General features: G+C 74.8%; 16 protein-coding genes, 1 tRNA gene and 2 riboswitches. Of the genes, 7 read left to right on the top strand and 10 right to left on the bottom strand.

What is annotated here, in order from left to right; translation table 11 throughout:
• Positions 1-543: 543 nt before the first annotated feature.
• Together cobO and O4J56_RS07845 are read right to left on the bottom strand one after the other, a co-directional pair.
• Positions 544-1146, bottom strand: coding sequence for a cob(I)yrinic acid a,c-diamide adenosyltransferase (gene cobO / locus O4J56_RS07850; RefSeq protein WP_270684725.1), 603 nt, complete (start codon positions 1144-1146; stop codon positions 544-546).
• 50 nt (positions 1147-1196) lie between these two features.
• A complete protein-coding gene (locus O4J56_RS07845) occupies positions 1197-3320 on the bottom strand; it encodes a putative cobaltochelatase (RefSeq protein WP_270684724.1) in 2124 nt (707 codons plus the stop codon).
• Positions 3321-3376: 56 nt separating this feature from the next.
• Positions 3377-3541: riboswitch (cobalamin riboswitch) on the bottom strand.
• Positions 3542-3649: 108 nt separating this feature from the next.
• On the opposite strand from O4J56_RS07845, the gene O4J56_RS07840 reads away from it, so the two are divergent.
• From O4J56_RS07840 to O4J56_RS07830, 3 genes are all read left to right on the top strand, one after another.
• Positions 3650-3922 (top strand): hypothetical protein, encoded by a 273-nt coding sequence (locus tag O4J56_RS07840; protein WP_270684723.1) that lies wholly within the window; start codon positions 3650-3652, stop codon positions 3920-3922.
• 59 nt (positions 3923-3981) lie between these two features.
• Positions 3982-4272 (top strand): hypothetical protein, encoded by a 291-nt coding sequence (locus tag O4J56_RS07835; protein ID WP_270684722.1) that lies wholly within the window; start codon positions 3982-3984, stop codon positions 4270-4272.
• Positions 4273-4356: 84 nt separating this feature from the next.
• Positions 4357-5376, top strand: a complete 1020-nt coding sequence (locus tag O4J56_RS07830; protein ID WP_270684721.1) for an LLM class F420-dependent oxidoreductase — start codon at positions 4357-4359, stop codon at positions 5374-5376.
• A gap of 94 nt (positions 5377-5470) precedes the next feature.
• Here O4J56_RS07830 and O4J56_RS07825 read toward each other — a convergent pair whose 3' ends face one another.
• Positions 5471-5740 (bottom strand): DUF6504 family protein, encoded by a 270-nt coding sequence (locus O4J56_RS07825; RefSeq protein WP_270684719.1) that lies wholly within the window; start codon positions 5738-5740, stop codon positions 5471-5473.
• Positions 5741-5940: 200 nt separating this feature from the next.
• On the opposite strand from O4J56_RS07825, the gene O4J56_RS07820 reads away from it, so the two are divergent.
• Positions 5941-8148: a serine/threonine-protein kinase gene (locus O4J56_RS07820; RefSeq protein WP_270684718.1), complete on the top strand. Its 2208-nt coding sequence runs from the start codon at positions 5941-5943 to the stop codon at positions 8146-8148.
• A gap of 70 nt (positions 8149-8218) precedes the next feature.
• On the opposite strand, the gene O4J56_RS07815 is transcribed toward O4J56_RS07820, so the two are convergent.
• The 4 genes from O4J56_RS07815 to cobN all read right to left on the bottom strand — a co-directional run bounded on the left by O4J56_RS07815 (position 8219) and on the right by cobN (position 17452).
• Positions 8219-9331, bottom strand: a complete 1113-nt coding sequence (locus O4J56_RS07815; RefSeq protein WP_270684716.1) for an SPFH domain-containing protein — start codon at positions 9329-9331, stop codon at positions 8219-8221.
• Positions 9332-9386: 55 nt separating this feature from the next.
• Complete coding sequence (locus O4J56_RS07810) at positions 9387-9827, bottom strand: NfeD family protein (protein ID WP_270684714.1); 441 nt, start codon at positions 9825-9827, stop codon at positions 9387-9389.
• A 243-nt stretch (positions 9828-10070) separates the two neighbouring features.
• Positions 10071-12980: a penicillin acylase family protein gene (locus tag O4J56_RS07805; RefSeq protein ID WP_270684713.1), complete on the bottom strand. Its 2910-nt coding sequence runs from the start codon at positions 12978-12980 to the stop codon at positions 10071-10073.
• Positions 12981-13648: 668 nt separating this feature from the next.
• Positions 13649-17452, bottom strand: a complete 3804-nt coding sequence (cobN, locus tag O4J56_RS07800) for a cobaltochelatase subunit CobN (protein ID WP_270684711.1) — start codon at positions 17450-17452, stop codon at positions 13649-13651.
• Positions 17453-17516: 64 nt separating this feature from the next.
• Positions 17517-17660, bottom strand: a riboswitch (cobalamin riboswitch).
• A gap of 94 nt (positions 17661-17754) precedes the next feature.
• Here cobN and O4J56_RS07795 point away from each other — a divergent pair.
• Positions 17755-18297, top strand: a complete 543-nt coding sequence (locus O4J56_RS07795; RefSeq protein ID WP_270684709.1) for a hypothetical protein — start codon at positions 17755-17757, stop codon at positions 18295-18297.
• A 188-nt stretch (positions 18298-18485) separates the two neighbouring features.
• Here the strand turns inward: O4J56_RS07795 and O4J56_RS07790 are convergent, their stop codons facing one another.
• Positions 18486-19151 (bottom strand): hypothetical protein, encoded by a 666-nt coding sequence (locus O4J56_RS07790; RefSeq protein WP_270684707.1) that lies wholly within the window; start codon positions 19149-19151, stop codon positions 18486-18488.
• 292 nt (positions 19152-19443) lie between these two features.
• On the opposite strand from O4J56_RS07790, the gene O4J56_RS07785 reads away from it, so the two are divergent.
• Positions 19444-19824: a nuclear transport factor 2 family protein gene (locus tag O4J56_RS07785; RefSeq protein ID WP_270684705.1), complete on the top strand. Its 381-nt coding sequence runs from the start codon at positions 19444-19446 to the stop codon at positions 19822-19824.
• Positions 19825-19893: 69 nt separating this feature from the next.
• On the opposite strand, the gene O4J56_RS07780 is transcribed toward O4J56_RS07785, so the two are convergent.
• Together O4J56_RS07780 and O4J56_RS07775 are read right to left on the bottom strand one after the other, a co-directional pair.
• Positions 19894-21447, bottom strand: coding sequence for a cobyric acid synthase (locus O4J56_RS07780; protein ID WP_270684704.1), 1554 nt, complete (start codon positions 21445-21447; stop codon positions 19894-19896).
• Positions 21444-22427 carry a cobalamin biosynthesis protein gene (locus O4J56_RS07775; RefSeq protein ID WP_270684702.1) on the bottom strand — a complete coding sequence of 328 codons (984 nt, stop codon included), beginning with the start codon at positions 22425-22427 and terminating at the stop codon, positions 21444-21446. Before O4J56_RS07775 ends, O4J56_RS07780 begins: the two co-directional genes overlap by 4 nt.
• A gap of 810 nt (positions 22428-23237) precedes the next feature.
• Between O4J56_RS07775 and O4J56_RS07770 the strand changes: the two genes are divergently transcribed.
• A tRNA-Arg gene (locus O4J56_RS07770) sits at positions 23238-23313 on the top strand.
• Positions 23314-23656: the final 343 nt, after the last annotated feature.

The following is a 23656-nucleotide window of genomic DNA, read 5'->3' as shown; positions in this document are numbered from 1 at the left end:
TCTCGGGGAAGTCGGGCTTATCGTGTCCGTTTCAACCCCGGGTTCCCCGAGATCATCGCCGAGGAGCAGGGGGCACCGGGGGCGCGGGCGCCACGGGCGCGGGCGACCGCGCACCTCCGCCACCGCGCCGCCGCCCGGACCGTGAGCGGCCTCGCGCCCGGCAAGCAGGGCCCGGGAGCCGCCCGGCTCAGTCCGTCGCCGCCCATCACGGCGACCACGCACACGCCCGGCACCCGACAGCGCTGCCGCACGGGCGGCCGACCTCTCCTCGTCGCCGCCGACCACCCCACACTCCGGAGACCCGCCACCCGGCCGACGCCCTGAAGCGGGGGACCTGCCGACCCGCCCCCCACCGGGGCCGTGAAGGGGCCGCTGACCTGCACCGCCGCGCGCCTTGGGGTGGGGTGGGGCCACCGGGCGAGAGCAGCCGCCCATCCGCAGCCGCCCACCCATGGACGATTGGGACAGCACCCGGCCCCGACCCCCGGTGTGCCGCCGGCGCCACCCTCGGGGACACCGTTGGAGCGTCCCCGAGGACGGTGGTCACCACTCGATGCCGCGCTGGCCCTTCTGGCCGTTGTCCATGGGGTGCTTCACCTTGGTCATCTCCGTGACCAGGTCCGCCTCGTCCAGCAGGCGCCGGTCGGCGTCCCTGCCGGTGATCACCACGTGCTGGGTCCCCGGGCGGGTGCGCAACGTCTCCAGGACGTCCTCCACGTCCACCCACCCCCACTTCATCGGGTAGGTGAACTCGTCCAGCACGTACAGCCGGTACGTCTCGGCAGCCAGGTCGCGCTTGATCTGCGCCCACCCCTCGGCGGCGTCGGCCGCGTGGTCCTGCTCGGTGCCCGGGCGCTGGATCCACGACCAGCCCTCGCCCATCTTGTTCCAGGTCACCGAGCCGCCCTCGCCGGACTCGCCCAGCACCCGCAGCGCCTTCTCCTCGCCGATGCGCCACTTGGCCGACTTCACGAACTGGAACACGCCGATGTCCCACCCCTGCGCCCACGCGCGGGTCGCCAGCCCGAAGGCCGCCGTCGACTTGCCCTTCCCCGGGCCGGTGTGCACCGCCACCAGGGGCCGGTGGCGCCGCTGGCGGGTGGTCAGGCCGTCGTCGGGAACGTGTTCGGGTTTGCCCTGAGGCATGCGTACTTCCTGCTTTCTGGCTCGTGTTCCGATCCCCGGCGGGGCGCCGCTCAGGCGGCGCGGCGGGTGCCGCGCACCAGCCCGGTCAGCGCCTCCGCGCCCAGCTCCTCCAGGCGGACCGCCTCTCCCCCGGCCTGGGCCGCCAGCCGCTCGGCCAGCCCCAGCCGCACCGGGCCCGACTCGCAGTCCACGACCACCGTCCGCACGTCCTGCGCGCCGATCCACGCCGCCGCCCGCAGTGCCTGGTCGAGACCGCCGTGCGTGGCGCGCCCGTCGGTGACCAGCACCAGCAGCGGCCGGCGGCGCGCGTCGCGCAGCCGCTCCACCCGCAGCACGTCGGCCGCCCGCAGCAGCCCCGCCGCGAGCGGGGTGCGGCCCCCGGTGCGCAGCTCGCGCAGCCGCCGGGCCCCCGCCTCGACCGACGAGGTGGGCGGGAGCTCCACCCGGCCCTCGCGCCCGCGGAAGGTCACCAGCCCCACCTTGTCGCGCCGCTGGTAGGCGTCGAGGAGCAGGCTCAGCACCGCCCCCTTGACCGCCCGCATGCGCTGCCGCGCCGCCATCGACCCGCTGGCGTCCACGCAGAACAGCACCAGGTTGCCCTCACGGCCCTCGCGGACGGCCTCGCGCAGGTCCCCGCGGTGCAGCACCAGGCCGGGGCCCATACGCCCGCGGACCCTCTGGTGCGGAGCGGCGGCGCGCAGGGTCGCGGTCAGGTGCAGCGGCCCCATCCCCTTGTGCCCGTCGCCGGGCGTGCGGGAGCCGGAGGCCCGGCCGAAGGGGGTCTCCGCGCGCGAGCGCCGACCGGGCGCCCCCGCTCCGATCCCCTTCACGCTGAACAGGCGCGGCCGGAAGGTCTCCCCCGCCTCGGAGGCCTGCTCGCCGCCGGCCCCGGACGCCTTCCTCTCGCTCTCGCCCTCCTCGGAGGAGCGGTCGTCGGGCCGCCCCGGCGAGGGCCCGGGCGGGGCGTCGCCCTCTTGGGCGGGCCCACCCGAATCCGCATCGGGCGCCGGGCCCTGTCCGGCGTCGCCGCCTCCATCGGCGTCACTTCCGCCGTCGCCCCCATCGGCGTCACCGCCGCCGTCGGCGTCGCTTCCGCCGTCTCCGTCGGGACTCCCCGGGCCGTCCGGGTCGTCCTCAGGGCCTTTTGGGTCCTGTTCACCCGCCTCCTGCAGGGCCTCGGAGAGCTTGTCGTCGTCCAGCCCCGGCGCGTCGAAGGGGTCCCGGCGCCGGCGGTGCGGCAGCGACAGGCGGGCGGCGTCGCGCACATCGTCGGCCGTCACCTCGGTGCGGTCGCGCCAGGCCGCCAGCGCCATGGCGGCGCGCGCGGTGACGATGTCCGCGCGCAGCCCGTCCACTTCGAAGGCCGCGCACACCGCGGTGACCTGGCGCAGCGCCGCGTCGGTGAGCACGACGCCGGGCAGCCGTTTGCGCGCGGCCCGGATGCGCTCGGCCAGTTCCTCCTCCTCGTGCTGGAACCCGGCCGCGAACCCGTCCGGGTCGGTCTCGAAGGCCAGCCGCCGCCGCACCACCTCGGCGCGCTCGGCCGGGTCGCGGGTGGCGGCCACCTCCACGGTCAGGCCGAACCTGTCCAGGAGCTGGGGCCGCAGCTCCCCCTCCTCCGGGTTCATGGTGCCGACGAGGAGGAACCGGGCGGCGTGCCGTACCGACACCCCTTCGCGTTCGACGTGGCAGGTGCCCATGGCGGCCGCGTCCAGCATCAGGTCGACCAGGTGGTCGTGGAGCAGGTTCACCTCGTCGACGTACAGCACGCCGCGGTGCGCGGCGGCGAGCAGGCCGGGCTCGAAGGCGGTGACGCCCTCGGTGAGGGCCCGCTCGATGTCGAGCGAGCCGACGAGCCGGTCCTCGCTGGCGCCCACGGGCAGCTCGACCAGCCGGGCCGGGCGGTCCTCGGGCACCGCGCCGGAGGGGTGGGGGCCGTCGGGGCACTCCGGGTCGGGCGCGTCCGGGTCGCACCCGAACCGGCACCCGGCCACCGCCTGCTGGCCGGGCAGGAGCGCGGCCAGGGCCCGCACGGCGGTCGACTTGGCGGTGCCCTTCTCACCGCGGACCAGCACCCCGCCGACCGCCGGGGACACGGCGTTGACGAGTAGGGCAAGCTTCAGGTCGTCCATGCCGACGACCGCGCTGAAGGGGTAGCGAGCGGTAGCGCTCACGCGGGTCAGTCCTTCCTCGGGAGTCCACGCCCATAGGGGTCCGTCGCGGCGCCGCGCAGTGTCCTGGCTCCCGGATCGGCGCTCGCCCGCCGCCTTCCCGCCGCACGTGTCGGCGGTGGCGCTATCGCGCGGGTCCGCTCCCCGGTCACAGTGGCGGGTCCGCCCCGGTCTCACACCGGCGTTCCTGCCTCGGCACCGCCCTACAGAGTCTCATACGGCGCGTTCCGGGCCGTTTCCCGCCCGGGTGCCGAACCGGAGCCGCGGCGGCGGCGTCGAAACGGGGAGACGGCAGGCGCCCGAGGGTCCGATGTGGTAAGGAGGCGGTCGCCATGACGGCCGTTCTGTCGGCAGGCCTCGCGGCCGTGGCCCTGGTGGGGCTGGCGGCGCTCGCGGCGCTGTCGGTGCGGGTCCACCGCAACGAGGTCGGGGGCGCCCGGTGTTCCGCCGCCCGGCGGCCGGGCCGGTCCGCGGCGGACGACGCCACCTTGTACTGGATGTGGAGCGGCGCGGGCACGGCACCCGAGGGCCGAAGCGGAAGCACCGGGGACGGCGGAACCGACGGCGGAGGCGGCTCCGGCACAGGGGCCAGCGAGAGCGCCTGACCCCTGCACCGACGGCCGAACGGACGCGCCGCGCAGACGCGCCGAGGAGCGAAGGGCCCATGGAAGGTCAGACGGCGGCCGCGATAGCCGCGACCCTTGCGTCGGCGTCGGCGGTGGTGGCGGCACTCGTCCTGTTGCTGCGCGCCGCGCCGGTGGCGGTGGTGCGGGCCATCGCCGACCGGCGAAAGCACCGGAACACGGCGACGGCGGGCACGGACCGGCCCATGGGCAGGCCCACGTACGGACGCGCAGGATCCTGGCTCGTCATCACCGACACGGGCGGGGGAGCCGGGGCCGACGGCGACGGCGGTGGCGGTGGCGGTGGGGACGGCGGTGGCGGCGGCCTCTGAGACCCGCACCGCGCCGACCGGGCCCTTCCCCGGTAACTGAAACACGTTCTACCATGCTGTCCACCCGACCCCTGGGGAGGCGCCGTGGCCACGGACATGTCGATCGGGCTCGCCCTGGGCTACTGGGGCCGCGAAGGGGACGACGCCACCGCCACCGTCCTCGCCGCCGAGGAGCTGGGGTACGACTCGGTCTGGACCGCCGAGGCCTACGGCTCCGACGCCTTCACCCCGCTCGCCTGGTACGGCGCCCGCACCCGCCGCATCGGGCTGGGGACCGCCGTCGCCCAGCTCTCCGCCCGCTCCCCCACCGCCACCGCCATGCACGCCCTGACCCTCGACCACCTCTCCGGCGGCCGCCTGCGCCTGGGCGTCGGCGTCTCGGGGCCGCAGGTCGTGGAGGGGTGGTACGGCACCCCCTTCCCCCGCCCCCTGGAGCGCACCCGCGAGTACCTCGACATCATGCGCCAGGTCTGGCGGCGCGAGGGCCCCGTCACCTCCGAGGGGCCGCACTATCCCCTGCCCCTGCCCGGCGGCACCGGGCTCGGCAAGCCCCTCAAGCCGATCACCCGCCCCCTGCGCCCGCGCATCCCCCTCTACCTGGGCGCCGAAGGCCCACGCAACGTCGCGCTCGCCGCTGAGGCCGCCGACGGGTGGGTCCCCATGTTCTTCCACCCCGAGCGCAGCCCCGCCCTGTACGCGGACGCGCTGGCCTCCGCCCCGCCCGGGTTCGACATCGCCTGCACCGTCACCGTCGTCCCCGGCACCGACACCGATGCCGCGCTCTACACGGCCAAGGCCCCGCTCGCGTTCTACATCGGCGGCATGGGCGCCGCCCGCCGCAACTTCCACCTCGACGTCTTCGTCCGGCTCGGCTTCGGCGACGCGGCCCACAAGGTGCAGGAGCTGTTCCTCGCCGGCCGCCGCGGCGAGGCGGTGGCCGCCGTCCCCGACGAGCTGGCCGACGCCCTGTGCCTTGTGGGCCCCCTGCCCCGGATCGCCGAGCGGCTGGAGGCCTGGCGCGCCTCCCCGGTCACCACGCTGCTGGTCGCCGGGGTGCGGGACGAGCCCACCCTGCGCGCCCTGCGGGACATGGTGCTGGGGTGAGCGGTGAGACGCGGCGGGGACGGCGCCGACGGCGCTCCGGGCCGCGCACGGGGCCCACGGCCGAACGCCGCCCCGAGCACGGGAGCGGCGCGGATCAGTCGAGGACGCGCACCAGCGTCCAGCCGCCGCCCGCCACGTCGTGCCGCAGCTCGTAGACGCCCAGCGACCGGTCCGACCCGGCCTCGACCCGCCAGTGCCGCCGCTGCGGCAGGCTCTCCTCCGCCTCGGCCGCCCACTCGGCGCGCAGCGTCACCCAGTGGTCGATCACCCGCCGCACGGTGTGGATCCGCCCGCCCCAGGTGAAGCGGACCGGACGGCCCCCGCTCTCCACCACCTCGATCGGCGCGCCGTACACACGGCTCATCGGCCTTCCTCCCCTCTCGCTCCGGCGCCGCGGCACCGGCAGCACGACGAGAGCCTGCGGGGAAGGACAGGCGTCGAACACGTGTTCCCATCATAGCGGCGCGGGCGGGGCCGCGGGGGCGGACCGCGCGGATGCCCGGCCGGGCACGGGCTCGGTACGCTATGACGGCGAATCGCGACCCACAAAGGAACTTCAGCACAGTGACGTCAAACGGGCACGACAGCGCCAAACCCCTCCGCACCGGCGACCCCCGCGAGCTCGGCGACTACACGGTCCTGGGCCGGCTGGGGCGCGGCGGCATGGGCACCGTCTACCTGGCCCGCTCCCCCGAGGGCCGCCGGGTCGCGGTCAAGCTCATCCACCCCGACCTCACCGACGACGAGGACTTCCGGCGGCGGTTCGCCCGGGAGGTCGAGTCGGCCCGCCGGGTCGCCCGGTTCTCCACCGCGGGCGTGCTGGACGCGCGCCTGGACGGCGAGCCGCTGTTCATCGTCTCCGAGTACGTGCCGGGGCCCAACCTGGCCGAGGCGGTCGCCGCCGAGGGGCCGATGGCCGGCGGCACCCTGGACGGCCTGGCCATGGGCGTGGCCGCCGCCCTCACCGCCATCCACGGCGCCGGGGTGATCCACCGCGACCTCAAGCCGGCCAACGTGCTGCTGTCCACGGTGGGCCCCAAGGTGATCGACTTCGGCATCGCCCGCGCCATGGAGGACGACGGCGCGGTCACCCGGTCCAGCCAGCTGATGGGGACCCCCGCCTACCTGGCCCCCGAGCTGATCGCGGGCCAGGACATCACCCCCGCCTCGGACATCTTCTCCTGGGGGTGCCTGGTCGCCTTCGCCGGGACCGGCCGCGCCCCCTTCGACGCCCCCAGCGTCCCGGCGGTGCTGCACCAGATCACCTCGATGGCGCCGGAGCTGGGCGACCTGGAGGCGCCGCTGCGCGACATGGTCGCTGCCGCCCTGTCCAAGGACCCCACCGAGCGCCCCACCGCCCAGCAGCTCCTCAACCGCCTGGTCGGGCAGGAGGACCCGGACGAGTCGGTGGTCGACCAGACGGTGGTGCGCTCCTGGACCCCGCCGTCGACCGCCCGGCCCACACAGGCCATGGCCGCCCCGACCGCGGCCGGCGCGGCGGCCGCGGGTGCGGCCGCCGGTGCGGGCGACGGCGACACCCCCACCTCCGAGCTGGGTGAGCGGCCGACCGCCGCGATGCCTCCGCCGGGGGCGACGCAGGCGGCTCCGCCGCAGGACACCATGGCGGCGGCCCCGCCCACCATGCCCTACGCGCCGCCGCAGTACCCCTCCGGCCCGCAGCCGCCCGTGCCGGGCGGCGTCCCGCAGGGAGGAGTCCCCTCGGGTCCGCAGCAGCCGCCGGGCCCGCCCCCGCACGGGTACGCCCCCGGCGGCCCCGGCATGCCCGGCGGCCCGGGGAGCCCGACGGGTCCGGGCGGTCCCGGGGTGCCCTCGCCCCCGCACGGTGGACCCGCCCCGTTCGCCGCGGGAGCCCCGGGCGGACCCGGCATGCCCGGCGGCCCGGGGACGCCCCCGGGCGGGCAGGCCTCGCCCGGCGGGCGCAAGCGCCCCTCCAAGGCCGTCCTGGGCCTGGTCGCCGCCGGTGCGGTGCTGGTCCTGGTCGCCGCGGGCGGCGCCGCCGTCTACTTCACCCGCGACCCGCAGTTCCCCGCCGACGCCGACAGCATCCACCAGCAGGACTTCGACAGCGGCCAGACGGACTGGACCGACGAGTACAGCTACGAGTTCGAGGACGACTCCGCCATCGGCCACATCGACCAGGCCTTCGCCATGCGCGCGACCGAGGACGACGACGAGCCGACCGTGCGGGCCTCGGCCCCGATCGGCGACAAGCACCCGGTGCACATGGCCGCCACCGTCGATCTGGTCTGGGACTCCGGGCCCGACTACTCCGAGGCGGGCATGTACTGCTTCGGCTACGACGCGGACGACAACCGGTACGAGGAGGACTACCGCCAGTACGAGGTGCGGCTCCGCAAGGACGGCAAGAAGCTGATCATCCGGCGCAACGGCGGCTCCGAGGAGGGCGAGGGCACCCTGGCACGCGTCGGGGACGTGCCCGGGTACGACGCGACGGAGGGCGCGACCAACACCCTTCAGATCACCTGCGACCGCACCGTCGAGGAGGGGCAGGACATCGAGGACGGCACGGTGACGGTCCGGGCCTGGGTCAACGGCGAGTTCGCGGCCGAGGCCACCGACGACAACCCGGTCCTGGGCCGGGGCACGGGCCTGCTGCTCTCCCGGTCCGGGGGCAGCGGCGACGACGCGGTCGCCCGGTTCGACGACTACGAGCTGTTCAGGACCGCCGACGCGACCAAGGACGAAGACCCGGAGAACAGCGACGGCGGCGGCTCGGGCGACGAGAGCTGATCCCGGGGCCGACGGCGCCCGCGGGGCGGGCGCGGGCACCGGTCGGAGGACCGGGACCCGCCTTTGCCCGTCACCTCTCCCCTGGGCCCTGCTCGGGGACGCTCGCGCCGCCCGTGGTGCCTCCGGCCGCCGCGGCCTCGGCCGCGCGGCGGGCGTTCTCCACCGCCTCGGCGGCGCTCTGCGCCGCGTCGTCGGCGGCCGCCCGGGAGGCCCGGTCCCCGTCTTCTGCCGAGGTGAGCTCCGGGGTGCCGCCCTCCTCCAGCTCGCCGGTGCGCTCGCGGTCCTCCTGCTCGCCCCCGCCGTCGGCCGCGGAGTCGGCCTGCCCGGAGAAGGCGCGGGTCACGTTCTGCACCGCCGAGGTCAGCTCGCCCGGGATCACCCAGAAGGTGTTGCCCTCGCCGTTGGCCAGCGACGGCAGCGTCTCCAGGTACTTGTAGGCCAGCAGCTTGGGGTCGGCGTTGTTGCGGTGCACCGCCTGGAACACGCGCTCGACCGCCTGCGCCTCGCCGTCCGCGCGCAGGATGCGCGCCTGCTGGTCGCCCTGGGCCTCCAGGATCGCCTGCTGGCGGGCGCCCTCTGCGGTGAGGATGCGCGACTGCCGCTCGCCCTCGGCGTGCAGGACCACGGCCCGCTTGTCGCGCTCGGCCCGCATCTGCTTCTCCATCGCCTCCTTGATGGTGGGCGGCGGGTCGATCGCCTTGATCTCCACGCGGTTGGCGCGGATGCCCCACTTGCCGGTGGCCTCGTCCAGCACGCCCCGCAGCCGGGTGTTGATCTCCTCGCGGGAGGTCAGCGTGCGCTCCAGGTCCATGCCGCCGATCACGTTGCGCAGCGTGGTGACAGTGAGCTGGTCGATGGCCTGCAGGTAGTTGGCGACCTCGTAGGCCGCCGCCTTGGGGTCGGTGATCTGGTAGTAGAGCACCGTGTCGATGTTGACGACCAGGTTGTCCTCGGTGATGACCGGCTGCGGCCGGGAGGAGAACACCTGCTCGCGCAGGTCGAACTTGGTGTTGACGCGGTCGACGATCGGGATGATGAAGTTCAGCCCCGGCTGGAGGGTGCGCTGGTAGCGCCCGAAGCGCTCGATGTTGTAGGCGCGGGCCTGTGGAACGATCCGCACCGTGGAGACCACCAGCAGCACCGCGATGGCCGCCAGGACGATGAAGAGGATGTCGGCTCCCATGATGTACCTGCCCTGCGAGTCGGGTCGTGCGGGTCGGTGCGTGGGGCTCCCCCGGTCACGGCAAGGCCTCGCGCGGGTAGACGACGGCCGTGGCCCCGTCGATCTCCATCACGTCCACGTGCACGCCCGCGGGGATGACGTGGTCCTCGTCGAGGGCGCGCGCGGACCATTCCTCGCCCAGCAGCTTGATCCGCCCGTGGTCGCCGGTGACCTGTTCGGTGACCACGGCCGAGCGGCCCACCAGGGCGTCGGTCCCGGAGGGCAGCAGCGGCGGCTGTTTCAGGTGGCGGCGGGCGATGGGGCGGATCACCAGGATCCCGGCGGCCGAGGTGACGATGAAGGCGAGCACCTGGGCCACCACGCCCATGCCCGCGGCGCCGACCACACCCGCGACCAGCGCCGCCGCCGCGAGCAGGCCGAGCGAGAGGGTCAGGGTGAAGGCTTCGGCGATGCCGAGCGCGACGGCGGCGATCAGCCAGAGGACCCATAGCGGCATAAGCGGCCTCCCGTCCAGCGGGTACCACTAAACTACCCGCGCGATGGTGAGGAAGCACACATCTTTCGGCCATCCGATGCCCGCCGCTGCGGCGGTTTCCGGTCCGGTGCGCAGCGACCGCGCCGCACGCTCCCGAAACGCGGCCGCGGCGCCCTCCCTGCATTCGGAGGACCGCGCGGCCTCGGGCGCGATGGCGGGCGCGTCCGCGGGGCGGGCGCACCGGCCCCGCGGACGCCGGAAGGGTCAGCCCCTTCCGCTCTCGAACTGCATCACCATCTGGTAGGTCGGCCGGTTCTGCCAGGCGATGGGCCACATGTTGATGCCGCCCAGGGGCTGCTGCACGATCGCGTCGGCGCACACCTGGTCGCCGGCGTCGCAGCCCCCGCCGCCCGGGTAGACCTCCTCGGCGGGCAGGGCCGCCGCCTCGGCCAGGGTGTCGGCGAGCACCTGGGCGCAGGCGTCGGCGTCGCCGCCCCCGCAGTAGGCCCCGCCGAGGCCGCCCTCGACGTCCTCGCCGAGCACGGTGCGCAGGTCCTTGTCCACGTAGGACCACCAGCCGTACTGGTAGGAGGAGCCCTTGTGCTCGCCGTCGCCGTTGGGCGTCTCGTCGACCTGCACGGCCCCGGTGATCCCGGTGAACAGCTCCTCGCCCAGGCCCGGCTCGAACTCGGCCTCCACCAGGCGCGGCCACCAGGCGTCCATGATCCGGACGGCGTCGGCGTGCTCGTAGGCCCCGGCGTCGCGCGAGGGCTCCCGGCGCGGGGCGCCCGCCTCCTGCCAGGCCCGCAGCGCCCCGACCGCCTCGGCGACCTGCGGGTCGGAGGTGTCGGCGCGCTCCAGCACCCGGAGCATCTCCGGGAGCACCTGTTCGCCGCGCAGGTCGGTGTGGCCGGCCTCCATCATCACCTGGACCAGTGAGGCCCGGGTGAAGGAGTGCCCCTCGTCGATGAGGGCGGCCACCCGCCCGTCGAGCAGGTCGCCGCGGTGCACCGACCCGGTCCCCCAGCCGGAGGTGTACCCCTGGGCGACCTTGTTGTTCCAGTTGACGTAGTAGTCCTGGCCGACCGAGTTGGGGTGGTCCTGCCGGGGGTGGTACTCGGCGCCGTTGTCGGCGGGGTCCCAGCCCTTCCAGCCGGCGGCCGAGCCGGCGGCGATGGGCAGGTTGGGGTCGGTTCCCTCGGTGCGCACCGGGTTGGCGCCGGAGTTCTGGAAGGCGACCTGGTCGGCGTCGGCGTAGTGCCAGTTGAAGGCGTAGCCGATGTCGGCGGCCGCCTCCTGGAAGTCCTCGGCCGAGCCGACCTCGCCGGGGTCGTTGAACCGCTGGAAGCCGATGATGGAGTCGACCTCCCGCATGTAGGTGGACCGGCGGACGGTGAAGGCGACCGGGTCGCCGTCCACCGTGCCGAACGACTCCACCAGGCCGAACTCCGAGCGCAGCGACGTCAGGCGGTAGGACCCGGCGGGCGTCTGGTCGGCGACCGTGGGCTTCCAGGCGTTCTCCACGGTCAGCTCCTCGAAGGGGGTACAGGAGCCGTCCCGGGCGACGTAGGCCCGCGACCCGGTGCCGGGGTCGGAGCCGTCGGTCTCGCACAGCTCCACCGCGAAGGTGTCGGTGATGTCCTGCCCAGCGGAGGTGGCGCTCCAGGCGTAGTCGACGCCGCGGCCCATCTGCACGTAGAAGCTGGTCCCGGCGAAGGAGGCGCCGCGGGCGCTGATGCCGGGCCCCTGCAGCTCCTGGACCATGAGGAGCTGCGGCGAGAAGTAGCCGGTCTGTGGGCCCATGACGGCGATGGGGGCGCCGTCGGCGGTGTGCTCGCCGGAGACCATGAGCGCGTTGGACATGCCGCGCGGCTCGGCCAGGTCCTCGGGCAGCACGCCGTCGTTGAAGATGCCCTCCGCGTCTTCGAGGTCGCCCTTCTCGGCCTTGTCCTCCAGCGCGGCGGCGTCCTCCTCCGGCAGCTCCTCGACGGTGCCGCCGCCCTCCTCGGCGCTGGCGGCCGAGGCGGCCTCCACCCTGCTCTCGGGGGCCGCGTCGCCGGAGGCGGCGGACCCGGTCTCGTCGTGCACGATGTCGTAGGGCTCGACCGACCCCGGGTCGGGCATGGCGCGGCCGACCGGGTCCTCGGGCGTCCCCGTGTAGGGGAACTCGCCGTCGACGGTGGTCACGGCCTCGGGGTCGTTCTCCATGCGCCAGGCCTGCCAGCGCCGGTCGCCCTCCTCCTCGCCGTACTGGTTCTGGAAGGAGAGGCGGATCAGGGCGGACTGGACCTCGCCGCCGCCCCCGCCGCCGAACAGCGCGCCGACCATCGAGGCGATGCCGACGATGTCGGTGGGGCGGAAGTGCTCGATCTCGCCTTCCTGGGTGATGGCGTCCTTGTGGCCGGTGAGCACGTACTCGCCGGGGTAGTCGCGGCGGTCCTGGGAGCGGTCGATGTAGGCGTTGATGCCCTCGACGTAGGACTCCACGTCGGCCAGGGCCTGGGCGCCGCGCTCGCCGGAGGAGGCGACCCGGTCGATCTGGGCCTGCTTGTCCTCTTCGGTGTAGGGGGCGGTGCGCCAGAGCATCTGCTCGAAGGCGCGGTTGCCCTCGGCGCCTCCGGCGAAGGGGGTGAGCTCGCCGCGGCCCAGGTTGCGCAGGACGTCCATGAGGAACAGCCGGTCCTCGGCCGCGGCGTAGCCGGCGCCGAACATGGTGCCCTCGCGGGTCTCGCCGTAGACGTGCGGGACGCCGAAGCCCTTGTCGCGCTGGATGGTCACGTCGCCGCGGGGGCTGTACTCGCGCTCGACGTCGCCGGGGTCGACGCCGAAGGAGGCGTCCATGAAGTAGTCGCCGAGGCCGGAGTCGTCCAGGCCCTGGTAGTCGTGCAGCAGGTTGTCGTACCGGTCGAGCTGGTCGGAGGAGTGCGCGGGGCGGGTGCCGAAGGCCTGGTTGCCGAGGATCTCGATGAGGGTGGCGTTGCCGTTCTGGCCCGGGGGCAGGACGTCGCTGCAGCCGTCCTCGCCGCAGTGGTCCTCGATCGCGGCGAGGATCTCGGCGGGGTCGGGGCCGTCGTCGGCGGCCGCGGGCGCGGCGCCGAGGGCCGGGACCAGGGCGAGCGCACAGGCGACGGCCAGCCCGGCGGCCGGGAGGCTGCGTCGGGGGTGCTGGGGCATGGGTCGTACCTCGATCGGCAGGGGGCGACAGGGGGGATCGGTGCGGGTGTCGGCCGGGGGTCGGTACGGAGGCGGTGAGGGGCGTCGGGGGAATGGTGCTCGGCGTCGGGAGTAGGGGGTGGGAGGTCGCGGTAAGCGTCAGGTGAGCGGCAGATTACGCACGACAACGCCATTCGCGAAAGAGATTCATGTTCCCCCGGTCACGCACCTTGCACGGGTGACGGCCGGGGTCCCAGAGGGTCCGCCCCACCCGCCGCATACCACCGACACCCGCTACCAGCGGTAACAGGGCAGCGCCGAGGAGGGAGAGAGTGATCCGAGCCACACGCAAGGGGAGGGGCCACATCCGGCCACAGCGATCGGATTCAGCTCAGGAGGTACTCCGCTGGCGGACTCCAGCCGAGTGGGTCGGGGGCGGCGACGACGCAGGTCGGCGGTCCATCCGGCAGCACTTGCGGGCGTAGGCCGCGCGCATGGTCACCGCGAAGGGCAGCTCCGCGATGATCTCGGGGAACCCGGGGTTAAACCGGACACGATAAGCCCGACTTCCCCGAGATCAACAACAGCGCGCCCGCGGGCCGACCGCGCTGCCGTAAGGGCCACCGTGCCCGCCGCCATCGGCGGCGTCCCCGGCCGCGACCATGGCCGGGGACGGGCGTCCGTGCAGGTCAGTCCTGGTCCTCGTCGTCGCCTTCCAGGTCCCCCTCCAGGCGGAGGTAGGTCTCCCGCAGGCGGTCCAGGACCTCCTTGTCGGGCTCGGCCCACAGGCCCCGGTCGGCCGCCTCCAGCAGGCGTTCGGAGATGCCCCGCAGCGCCCACGGGTTCGACTGCTCCAGGAACTCGCTGTTCTCCGGGTCGAACACGTAGGTCTCGGCCAGCGTCCGGTACATCCAGTCGTCCACCACGCCGGCCGTGGCGTCGTAGCCGAACAGGTAGTCCACCGTGGCCGCCAGCTCGAACGCGCCCTTGTAGCCGTGGCGGCGCATCGCGGCGATCCACCGCGGGTTGACCACGCGCGCGCGGAAGACCCGGCGGGTCTCCTCCCCCAGGGTGCGTGTCTTGACCTGCTCAGGCACGGCCGAGTCGCCGATGTAGGCGGCCGGGGACTCGCCGGTCAGGCGGCGCACCATCGCCACCATGCCGCCGTGGTACTGGAAGTAGTCGTCGGAGTCGACGATGTCGTGCTCGCGGGTGTCCTGGTTCTTCGCCGCCACCGAGATGCGGCGGAACGCGGCCTCCATGTCGGTGCGGGCTTCGGCGCCGTCCAGGCCCCGGCCGTAGGCGTAGCCGCCCCACACCGCGTACACCTCGGCCAGGTCGGCGTCGTCGCGCCAGTTCCGGGCGTCGATCAGCGGCAGCAGCCCCGCCCCGTAGGCCCCCGGCTTGGATCCGAAGATGCGGGTGGTGGCACGGCGCCAGTCGCCGTGCTCGGTGTGGTCGGCGACCGCGTGGGCGCGGCAGAAGTTGGACTCGGCGGGCTCGTCGAGCGCCGCCACCGCCGCGATCGCGTCGTCGACCAACCCGATGACGTGCGGGAACGCGTCCCGGAAGAAGCCGGACACGCGCAGGGTCACGTCGATGCGAGGGCGCCCCAGCTCCTCCAGCGGCACCACCTCGAAGCCGGTCACCCGGCGGGAGGCGTCGTCCCACACCGGGCGGCACCCCAGCAGCGCCAGCACCTCGGCGATGTCGTCGCCCTGGGTGCGCATGGCGGCGGTCCCCCACACGGTGATCCCCACCGAGCGGGGGTAGGCGCCGGTGTCGGCCAGGTGCCGCGCCACCAGCGAGTCGGCGAGCGCCTGGCCCACGTCCCACGAGTTGCGCGACGGGATGGCCTTGGGGTCGACCGAGTAGAAGTTGCGGCCGGTCGGCAGCACGTTGACCAGCCCGCGGGTGGGCGACCCGGACGGCCCGGCGGGGATGTGCCCGCCCTCCAGGGCGTGCAGCACCGCGTCGATCTCGGCGCCGGTGGCGTCCAGGCGCGGCACCACCTCCTCGGCGGCGAACTCCAGCACCCGCACCATGTCGGCGACCGCCTCGGAGGCCGCGCCGTCCCCGGCCCGGCCGTCGGCCGCCGCCCCGCCGAGCACCTCGGCGACGGCGGCACCGGCCTTCTCGGACGCCCAGCCGTCCTCCTCCATGCGCTCGACCATGCGCCGCGCCAGCGCCTCGATCAGGTCCACGGCGTCGGAGGCCGTACGGGCGGGCCCCTCGGCCAGCGCGGTCAGCTCGCCGGGCACCTCCACCCGGGCGCCCGGCTCGGCCAGCAGCTCCTTCTCGTCGAGCCCGAAGCGGCGGGACAGCGCCGCGCGCAGGCCCGGCAGCGCTCCCGCCCGGCCGCCCCACACCTGGGTGGCGCGCAGCACCGCGAGCACCAGGTTGACCCTGGCCTCGCCCTGCGGGGCGGCGCCCAGGACGTGCAGGCCGTCGCGGATCTGCACGTCCTTGATCTCGCAGAGGTAGCCGTCGACGTGCATGACGAAGTCGTCGAAGTCGTCCTCGTCCGGCATCTCCTCCTGGTGGAGGTCGTGGTGCAGCTCGGCGCTCTTGATCAGGGTCCAGATCTGGGCCCGCACCGTCGGCGCCTTGTCCGGGTCGAGCTCGCTGACCATGGCGTACTCGTCGAGGAGCTGCTCCAGCTTGGCGATGTCGCCGTAGGTGTCGGCGCGCGCCATGGGCGGCACCAGGTGGTCGACCACGGTGGCGTGGCCGCGCCGCTTGGCCTGGGTGCCCTCGCCCGGGTCGTTGACGATGAACGGGTAGACCAGCGGCAGGTTGCCCAGCACCGCGTCGGGGGCGTCCTCGGCCGCCATGCCCAGCCCCTTGCCGGGCAGCCACTCCAGGGTGCCGTGCTTGCCCAGGTGCACCACGGCGTGCGCGCCGAAGCCGCCGTCCTCGGGCACGGCCTCCATCCACCGGTAGGCGGCCAGGTAGTGGTGCGACGGCGGCAGGTCGGGGTCGTGGTAGATGGCGATCGGGTTCTCGCCGAAGCCCCGCGGCGGCTGGATCATCAGGACGACGTTGCCGAAGCGCAGCGAGGCCAGCACGATCTCGGGGCGGCCGCGGGAGTCGTCGACGTACAGCTCGCCGGGCGGGTCGCCCCAGTGGCCGCGGACCGCCTCGCGCAGCGCCTCCGGCTGGGCCTCGAACCAGCGCCGGTAGTCCTCCAGCGGCACGCGCACCTCGGCGGCGGCGAGCTGGTCCTCGCTCAGCCACTCCACGTCGTGCCCGCCCGCGGCGATCAGGGCGTGGATGAGCGGGTCGCCGTCGTCCTCGCGGCGCCCCTCCTCGGGGGCGGGGACGCGCCACAGCGCGTCGTCGGCGCCCAGGTCGTACCCGCGCTCGGCGAGCAGCCGGAACAGGCGCACCGCCGAGGCGGGCGTGTCCAGTCCGACGGCGTTGCCGACCCGGGAGTGCTTGGTGGGGTAGGAGGAGAGCACCACGGCCAGGCGGCGGTCGGCGTGCGGGACCGAGCGCAGGCGGGCGTGGGCCACGGCGATCCCCGCGATGCGGGCGGCCCGCTCGGGGTCGGCGCGGTAGACGGCGATGCCGCCCTCGCCGACCTCCTTGAAGGAGAACGGAACGGTGATCAGGCGGCCGTCGAACTCGGGGATGGCGACCTGCATGCCCGCGTCCATGGGGGTGAGCGCGGCGTCGGAGGCCTGCCACTGCTCGCGGGTGGAGGTGAGCACCAGCCCCTGCAGCACCGGCACGTCCAGGGCGGCGAGCGCCCCGGCGTCCCAGGCGTCCTCGTCGCCGCCGCCGCTGGCGTCGGCGGCCACCGCTCCCCCGGCGGCCAGCACCGTGGTGACCACCGCGTCGGCGCGGCCCAGCAGGGCGAACAGGCCGGGCGTGTTGCCGGCGTCCAGGCCGCGCAGGGAGCCGGAGTAGACGGGCAGGGGGTGCCCCCCGGCGTCCTCGACCGCGCGGCACAGGGTGTCCACGAACCCGGTGTTGCCCGCCAGCTCGTGCGCCCGGTAGAAGACCACGGCGACGGTGGGGCGGCCCGGCTCGGGGGCCGGGTCGTCCTCGTCCCGCCAGGGCAGCCGGTGCACCCCGTACTCGGGCATCTTCTCCGGCGGGGCGAATCCGTCGCCGGTGAGCAGCACGGTGTCGGACAGGAACCGGGCGAGTTCGCGGAGGTTGCCCACGCCGCCCTCGGCCAGGTAGGCGTGGGCCTCGGTGGCCACGCCGGAGGCGACCGTGGACAACGCGATCATCTCCGCGTCGGGGGCGGTCTCCCCGCCGAGGGCGACCAGCGGGACGCCGCTCGCCCGCAGCGCCTCCAGCCCCTCCTTCCAGGCCTCGCTGCCGCCGAGCAGCCGCACCACTGCGACGTCGGCGCCGTCGAGCAGTGCGGGGACCTCGGAGGCGGGGGTGCGCGCCGGGTTGGCGGTCCGGTAGCCCGCCTCCGCGGCGCGCGCGGCGAGGAGTTCGGTGTCCGCGGTGGACAGCAGCAGGATCGTTGCCACGCGTGGCCCTTCGTGTCGAGCCGGGGTCCGCGCCCCGGTGCCGAGCGGTCGTCCGGCGCCGCGGAGTCTCCTGGCTCGGGCGTCGACGCCCGTCCCCGTGCCTTCCCGCCGGCGGACCGGCAGTGGCCTGCGTCGGGGCGGGCTCCTCCCTCACAGTTGCGGGACAGCCACGGCTTCGCACCCCGCCCGGGCGGGGCTCCGTGTTCCTCAGCGGCGCAGCCCCATCTTCGCAGAAGCGGCGGGACCGGGCCCGGCCAGGGTTGTGCGCCCCTGGACCGCGGCGGGTTTGCAACAATCGGCGCATGACCCAATACCCCCAGCCCCCCACGGGACCCGACGACCCGTACGGCAGGCCCGCCGACCAGGCCTACGGCCCCCAGCAGCCCTATCCCGGCGGAGGGTTCCCCCAGTCCCACGGTGAGATCGTGCCCGCGGGCACGGGCGGGTGGGACGCCTTCCCCCAGCAGGCGTCGGCCGAGCCGGTCCTCACCACCATCGGGGACATCTCCGTGACGCAGAGCGAGGTGATCACCCCTTCGGGCCGGTTCCCCCTCCAGGGCGCGGTGTGGACGGTGAACGACATGAGCCACGTGGAGGAGAAGATCTCCACCACCGGGCTCATCCTGGCCATCGGCTCGATCGCGCTGTTCATCTGGTTCTGCCTGCTGGGCCTGCTGGGCCTGTTCTTCCTGACCATGAAGGAGAAGGTGACGACCGGCAACATCCAGGTGTCGGTGTCCAACGGCAGGGCGCAGTACGCGACGGTGATCCCGGCCCGTAGGCCGGAGACCATCCACCAGGTCACCCAGCAGGTGAACTACGTCCGGTCGCTGTCGGCCATGTAGGTGGAGGGGCCTGAAGGGCGACGGAGGCGGGCCGCGCCGCCCCGCGGTGGCAGGGCGGCACGACCGCGCCTCCGGGAGCGGCGCGCCCGGGGGAGCCCCAAGGGCCGCGCGCTCAAGGGCGGCTGTTCAGGGTCGGTTCAGGGTCGGCCGGTCATGGTCGGCTGTTCAAGGGCCGGTGCAGGGCCCGCTCACGGGTGCCGAACGGCGGCATCGGCGCGCGTGAGGCGGTCGATGACGGTCTCGCGGACGAAGGGGGCCAGAGGGCGGCCGTCGGCGGCCTCCTCCAGGGCGGCGAACTCCTCGTCGGAGAAGGCCACGCTGAGGGTGGTCCCGGCGCCGCGCACCTGGGACAGGCCGAGCATGCGCCGGTGGACGCGTTCCAGGGCCTCGGCGGGGAGGGGGCCGTAACAGGCCTCCAGGCGGCCGAGCCAGTCGCGCATCTCGCTCCAACGGGCGTAGCGCCCGGCGATGACGTACAGGTAGGAGTCCACGGTCCGCCCGCGCGCGGCGCGCCGGAGCTCGGCGTGGGTCATGGGGTCGAGGTCGAGAACGACCCGGTGCTCCGGCGCGGGGGCGGCCGGGCCGTGCAGGGGGCCGGAAGCGGCGGGCTCCGGGGGTTCCGCGGCCTCCGAGGGGTCGGCCCCCGGGGATTCGGCCCCTGAGAGTGCTGCCCCTGTGGGGTCGGCTCCCGAGGAGTCGGCCCGCGAGGGGTCGGTGGCGGCCACGGGCCCGGTGGGCCCATCGTGCTCGGCGGGGCGAGGGGCTTCACCGGCCTTGGCGGCGTCCGGCGCGGCGTCGCCGGTCCGGTCCTGCTCCGGGTTTCGCACGGTCGCGGTGGTGTGTTCGGCGCTCATGGGGACCTCCGTGGTCACAGGCCGAGGGAGCCTCCGGACGCGCGTCCGGAGGGCGTGGCGGCCGCATTCCCTCCAGGGCCGCTCCGCCGTGCGCGTGCGTCGTCCAGGCCCGTGTCCCCGGTCCGCCACCGGTCGCCCACCACCGTAGAGCGGGGCGGCGACGGCCGCCACCCGTTGTCCACAGGCTTCGGCCGGGACGGGACGGGTCGGGATGGGCAGGGCCCACCCGCCCCGCGCCAAGAACCGGCACGAGGCGCGCCCGGCTGTCGCCGTCGGCAGCTAATCTGCCGCCATGGTCCAGGTCACGGCCGCACCCGACTGCGGCAACGCCCCCAGGAAGCAGGTCCTGCGCGACTTCGCGGTCGCGATGGCCGAGCACGACACCGACAGTCTGCTGTCGGCCGTGGCCGACGATGTCGAGTGGGAGATCGTCGGGCGGCGCACCGTCCGCGGCAAGGCCGACTTCGCCGCTGCCGTCGCGGCGGGCGTCGATCGGCGGGCAGAGACGCTCCGGATGGACAGCATCCTCACCCACGGCCGCGAGGGGGCGGTGAGCAGCCGCCTGGGGCTCCCCGGCGGAGGCGGGCTGCGCTGCTGCGACGTCTACACGTTCAGCGGCCACGGCAAGACGGCGACCATCAAGCGCATCACGTCCTACTGGATCGAGGAGTGAGAGGCGGGGCATCGCCTCCGACGGCCGCCCACCGCGGACCGGCCTTCCGGGCAGCCCTCACGAGGACTCTCAGAGCGGCGGACCCGCCGGGGGAATGACCGGTAGGCCCTCCGGTGCCCCCTTCTCCAGGAGGCGCCAGACGGCGTCGGTGTCCATGTGGTCCTCGACCAGGTCGCCGAGGGCGTCCAGCCGCGAAGCGCGCGCTTCGGCGAAGTCGGTGTCGGGCGCAGGGCGGAAGTCGCGGTCGGCCACCCGTGCGACGTCGGCCAGGAAGGCCCGCCGGAAGGCGTCGTTCTCAAAGGCTCCGTGCCAGGTGGTGCCCCACACCGACCCCGTACGGCAGCCGTCGAGGAACGGCCGCGGCGCCTCCGTTCCCCCGGCCGTTCCGGGCGACGCTCCCGCCCAGTCGACCTCCGCCACAGCGTGGTGGATCTCGTAGCCCACCACGTCCTCGCCGTAGGCGGTGCCGCGCGGGCGGCCCAGGGTCTTCTCCTTCGCGAACCGCACGCCGACCGGCAGCAGCCCCAGCCCGTCGACGCTGCCGGCGCCGGACTCCACCTCGTCGTCGATGCGCCGCGCCAGCATCTGGTAGCCGCCGCAGATGCCCAACACCGGCAGCCCCCGCCGGGCGCGCTCGGCGACCGCCCGGTCCAGGCCGCGCTCGCGCAGCCACGCCAGGTCGGAGACGGTGGCGCGGCTGCCGGGCAGCACGACCAGGTCGGCGTCGTCCAGCTCGTGGGCCCCGGTGACGAAGCGGACGTCCACCCCGGGCTCCACCGTCAGCGCGTCGATGTCGGTGAAGTTGCTGATCCGGGGGAGGCGGACGACCGCGACCCTGAGCGAGCGCCCGCCCACCGGGGCCTGCGCGGGCCCGCGGTCGACACTCAGCGCCAGCGAGTCCTCCACGTCCAGCCAGAGCCCGTCCAGCCAGGGCAGCACCCCGAGCACGGGGCGGCCCGTGAGCCCGCGGACCATCTCCAGTCCGGGCTCCAGCAGCTCGGGGGCGCCCCGGAACTTGTTCACGACGAAGCCCGTGACCAGCGCCTGGTCCTCCGGCTCGAGCAGCGCCAGGGTGCCGTACATGGAGGCGAACACCCCGCCGCGGTCGATGTCCCCGACGACCAGCACCGGGAGGTCGGCGGCGCGGGCCAGGCCCATGTTGGCGATGTCCCCGGCGCGCAGGTTGATCTCGGCCGGGCTGCCCGCACCCTCGCAGATGACGGCGTCGTACTCGGAGCGCAGCTCGGCCAGGGACTCGGCGGCGACCTCCCGCAGGCGGTCCCGGTAGGCGCGGTAGCCCACGGCGTCGGCCTCGCCCACCGGGCGCCCGCGCACGACGACCTGGCTGGTGCGGTCGCCGCCGGGCTTGAGCAGCACGGGATTCATGGCGGCGGAGGGCTCGATGCCCGCCGCGGCGGCCTGCATCGCCTGGGCGCGGCCGATCTCGGCGCCGTCCGGCGTGACCACCGAATTGAGCGACATGTTCTGGGCCTTGAAGGGGGCGACCCGCACCCCTTGGCGGGCCAGCCAGCGGCACAGGCCGGCCGCGACCACGCTCTTGCCCGCGTCGGAGGTGGTGCCCGCGACCAGGAGTGCCGGGGCCTGCCCGGCGCGCCCGGTCACCGTCGGCCCCCGGGGAGGGCCGGGAGGGCCGGGAGGACGGCGACCGCCGCGGCGACGGCGGCCGCCCCGGCGTCCACAGCGCGCGCCAGGGCGACGGCGCGGCGGATGTCGGCGGCCTCAGGGTGGCGGCCCTCCCCCAGCTCGGGACGGTGCTCCACGCGGTCTCCGTACCGGTTGGTGCCGCCCAGACGCAGGTCGAGGGCGCCGGCGAAGGCCGCCTCGCAGCGGCCGGAGTTGGGGCTGGGGTGGCGGTCGCCGTCGCGTGCGGTGACGCGCAGCGCGCGGCGCGGGCTTCCGCCGACGAGGGGGGCGGCGGCACACGCCAGCAGCGCGGTCAGTCGGGAGGGCGCCCAGTTCGCCACGTCGTCCAGGCGGGCGGATGCGGCGCCGAAGCGCTCATAGCGCTCGGAGCGGTGGCCCACCATCGCGTCGAGGGTGTTGGCGGCGCGGTAGCCGAGCAGGCCGGGCAGGCCGAGCAGGGCGCCCCAGACGAGGGGGCCGACGACGGCGTCGGAGGTGTTCTCGGCGACGGATTCGACGGTGGCGCGGGCGATGCCCTTCTCGTCCAGGACGGACGGATCACGGCCGCACAGGCCGGGGAGGCGGCGGCGGGCCTCGTCCAGGTCGCCGGACTCCAGGGCGTCGGCGATGGCCTCGGCCTCGCGCGCGAGCATTGCCCCGCCGAGGGCCGCCCAGGTGGCCCCGGCGGTGGCTGCAGCGGTGGCTGAGGCGGCTGCGGCGCGCCCCGTGGGGCCCGCCGCACGCTCGACGGCGGCACCGAGGCCGGCACCGAGTCCGGCGGCTGTCCCGACGGCGAGGGCGGTGAAGAGGGCGCCGCGCGCGCGGGAGGGCCGGTAGAGGACCTGCTCAAGGCGGGCGGCGGCGGAACCGAAGACGGCCACGGGGTGGCCGCGCCGGGGGTCGGGGATCAGGCGGTCGAGGACGGCTCCGGCGATGAGCCCGGCCGATGTCGGCCACACCGGACCGCCGCGCTCCACTCCCGCCGGGGGTGTGGAGGGGCGGGAGGGCGGGCGTCCGGGACGGGATCGAGGCGAAGTCACGGGCACAACCGTAGCGCCGCCGGTCACGGGGCCCGAAGCGAGGCCGACCGCTACGCGGGCGGGGGCGCCCCGGCCTCGCCCGCCGCGCCACGGGCGCCGCACCGTCCACGGCCGCCCCACCGTCCACGGGCGTGTCCGGGATCGGCCAAATCCTCGGCAAGCCCGGTTTGCTCCGACCGCGACACGAGCATCCTCGTCTCCCTCCTCCGAGCTCCCCCGCCTGGTTGGAAGTGCGGACGGGAGAGGAGGGAGGATGAGCGTCCTAGCGGCCCTGAACTGGCTGGCCTCGGCCGGTGTGTTCTGGGTCTTCTGAGGCCGCAGCGGCCGACCGCCCGGCCACCGCGGCCGGGCGGTCCCGGCCCACCGCACGGGGCCGGACAGGGCCGCGCGGCCGGCCACCCCGCCACCGACTTCGCGAAACGCGCCGAGGGTGCACCACACGCGGGGTTAATCACGGGTAACGTGTGGTGAGGAGCCGATAGCAGTCGATTTGGTGGAGCCCGCGTGGTAACGAGACGCAACTACGAATGTCCGTAGTTGTTATATTTTTGCCCGACCATGGGTGACATCGCCCGAATACCGTAGGATGTCGCCCCGAGGTCGACGGCAGGCCGCGATACGGACCCCGCCCCGATCGCAGGAGCACGGGCCACGCCCCGCCCCACGCCCTGTGATCCTGCAGGCAGCCCTGGCATCGCCGCCTGTCGCACCGCGACACAATTGAATCGGGCACCCGTAGCTCAGTGGATAGAGCACTGGACTTCTAATCCAACGGTCGCAGGTTCGAATCCTGCCGGGTGCGCCAACATAACCCCAGGTCAGACGGCTACACACACCCCGCACAGGCCTGGGGTCCACCCCATCTCGGGCTCGTCGGTCGCTCCCCGGCTCGGACCCAACCCTGGACAGGCCCTCCCACCACCGGGCACACCAGTACGCCCCGGGGCCGCCCCACGCCCCGCCCGGAACCCCCGGCGCCCCGGGCACGGATCCACCCCACAGCGATCAGTCCCCCGCCCCACGGGCCCCAGCCGCACCAGGGACCCCGGAATCGGCCACCACAGCCCGGGCCCACATCCGCCCCGGGACAACACAGGGCGGCCCCGCACCGGGCGCCCACCGCCCGGCACAGGGCCACCCCGTTCGTC

Origin of the sequence: Nocardiopsis endophytica (genome assembly GCF_027706725.1) — a bacterium.
In the GTDB taxonomy this organism is placed as follows: domain Bacteria; phylum Actinomycetota; class Actinomycetes; order Streptosporangiales; family Streptosporangiaceae; genus Nocardiopsis_A; species Nocardiopsis_A endophytica.
Note: the sequence above shows the minus strand (reverse complement) of the source record. Positions and strands in the feature narration are given on the sequence as shown.

Coding starts and splice junctions, on each gene's coding strand:
- O4J56_RS07790 (WP_270684707.1), bottom strand. CDS start 19,151: ATGAGCGCCGAACACACCACCGCGACCGTGCGAAACCCGGAGCAGGAC.
- cobO (WP_270684725.1), bottom strand. CDS start 1,146: ATGCCTCAGGGCAAACCCGAACACGTTCCCGACGACGGCCTGACCACC.
- O4J56_RS07810 (WP_270684714.1), bottom strand. CDS start 9,827: ATGCCGCTATGGGTCCTCTGGCTGATCGCCGCCGTCGCGCTCGGCATC.
- O4J56_RS07835 (WP_270684722.1), top strand. CDS start 3,982: ATGGAAGGTCAGACGGCGGCCGCGATAGCCGCGACCCTTGCGTCGGCG.
- O4J56_RS07805 (WP_270684713.1), bottom strand. CDS start 12,980: ATGCCCCAGCACCCCCGACGCAGCCTCCCGGCCGCCGGGCTGGCCGTC.
- O4J56_RS07785 (WP_270684705.1), top strand. CDS start 19,444: ATGGTCCAGGTCACGGCCGCACCCGACTGCGGCAACGCCCCCAGGAAG.
- O4J56_RS07825 (WP_270684719.1), bottom strand. CDS start 5,740: ATGAGCCGTGTGTACGGCGCGCCGATCGAGGTGGTGGAGAGCGGGGGC.
- O4J56_RS07840 (WP_270684723.1), top strand. CDS start 3,650: ATGACGGCCGTTCTGTCGGCAGGCCTCGCGGCCGTGGCCCTGGTGGGG.
- O4J56_RS07795 (WP_270684709.1), top strand. CDS start 17,755: ATGACCCAATACCCCCAGCCCCCCACGGGACCCGACGACCCGTACGGC.
- O4J56_RS07815 (WP_270684716.1), bottom strand. CDS start 9,331: ATGGGAGCCGACATCCTCTTCATCGTCCTGGCGGCCATCGCGGTGCTG.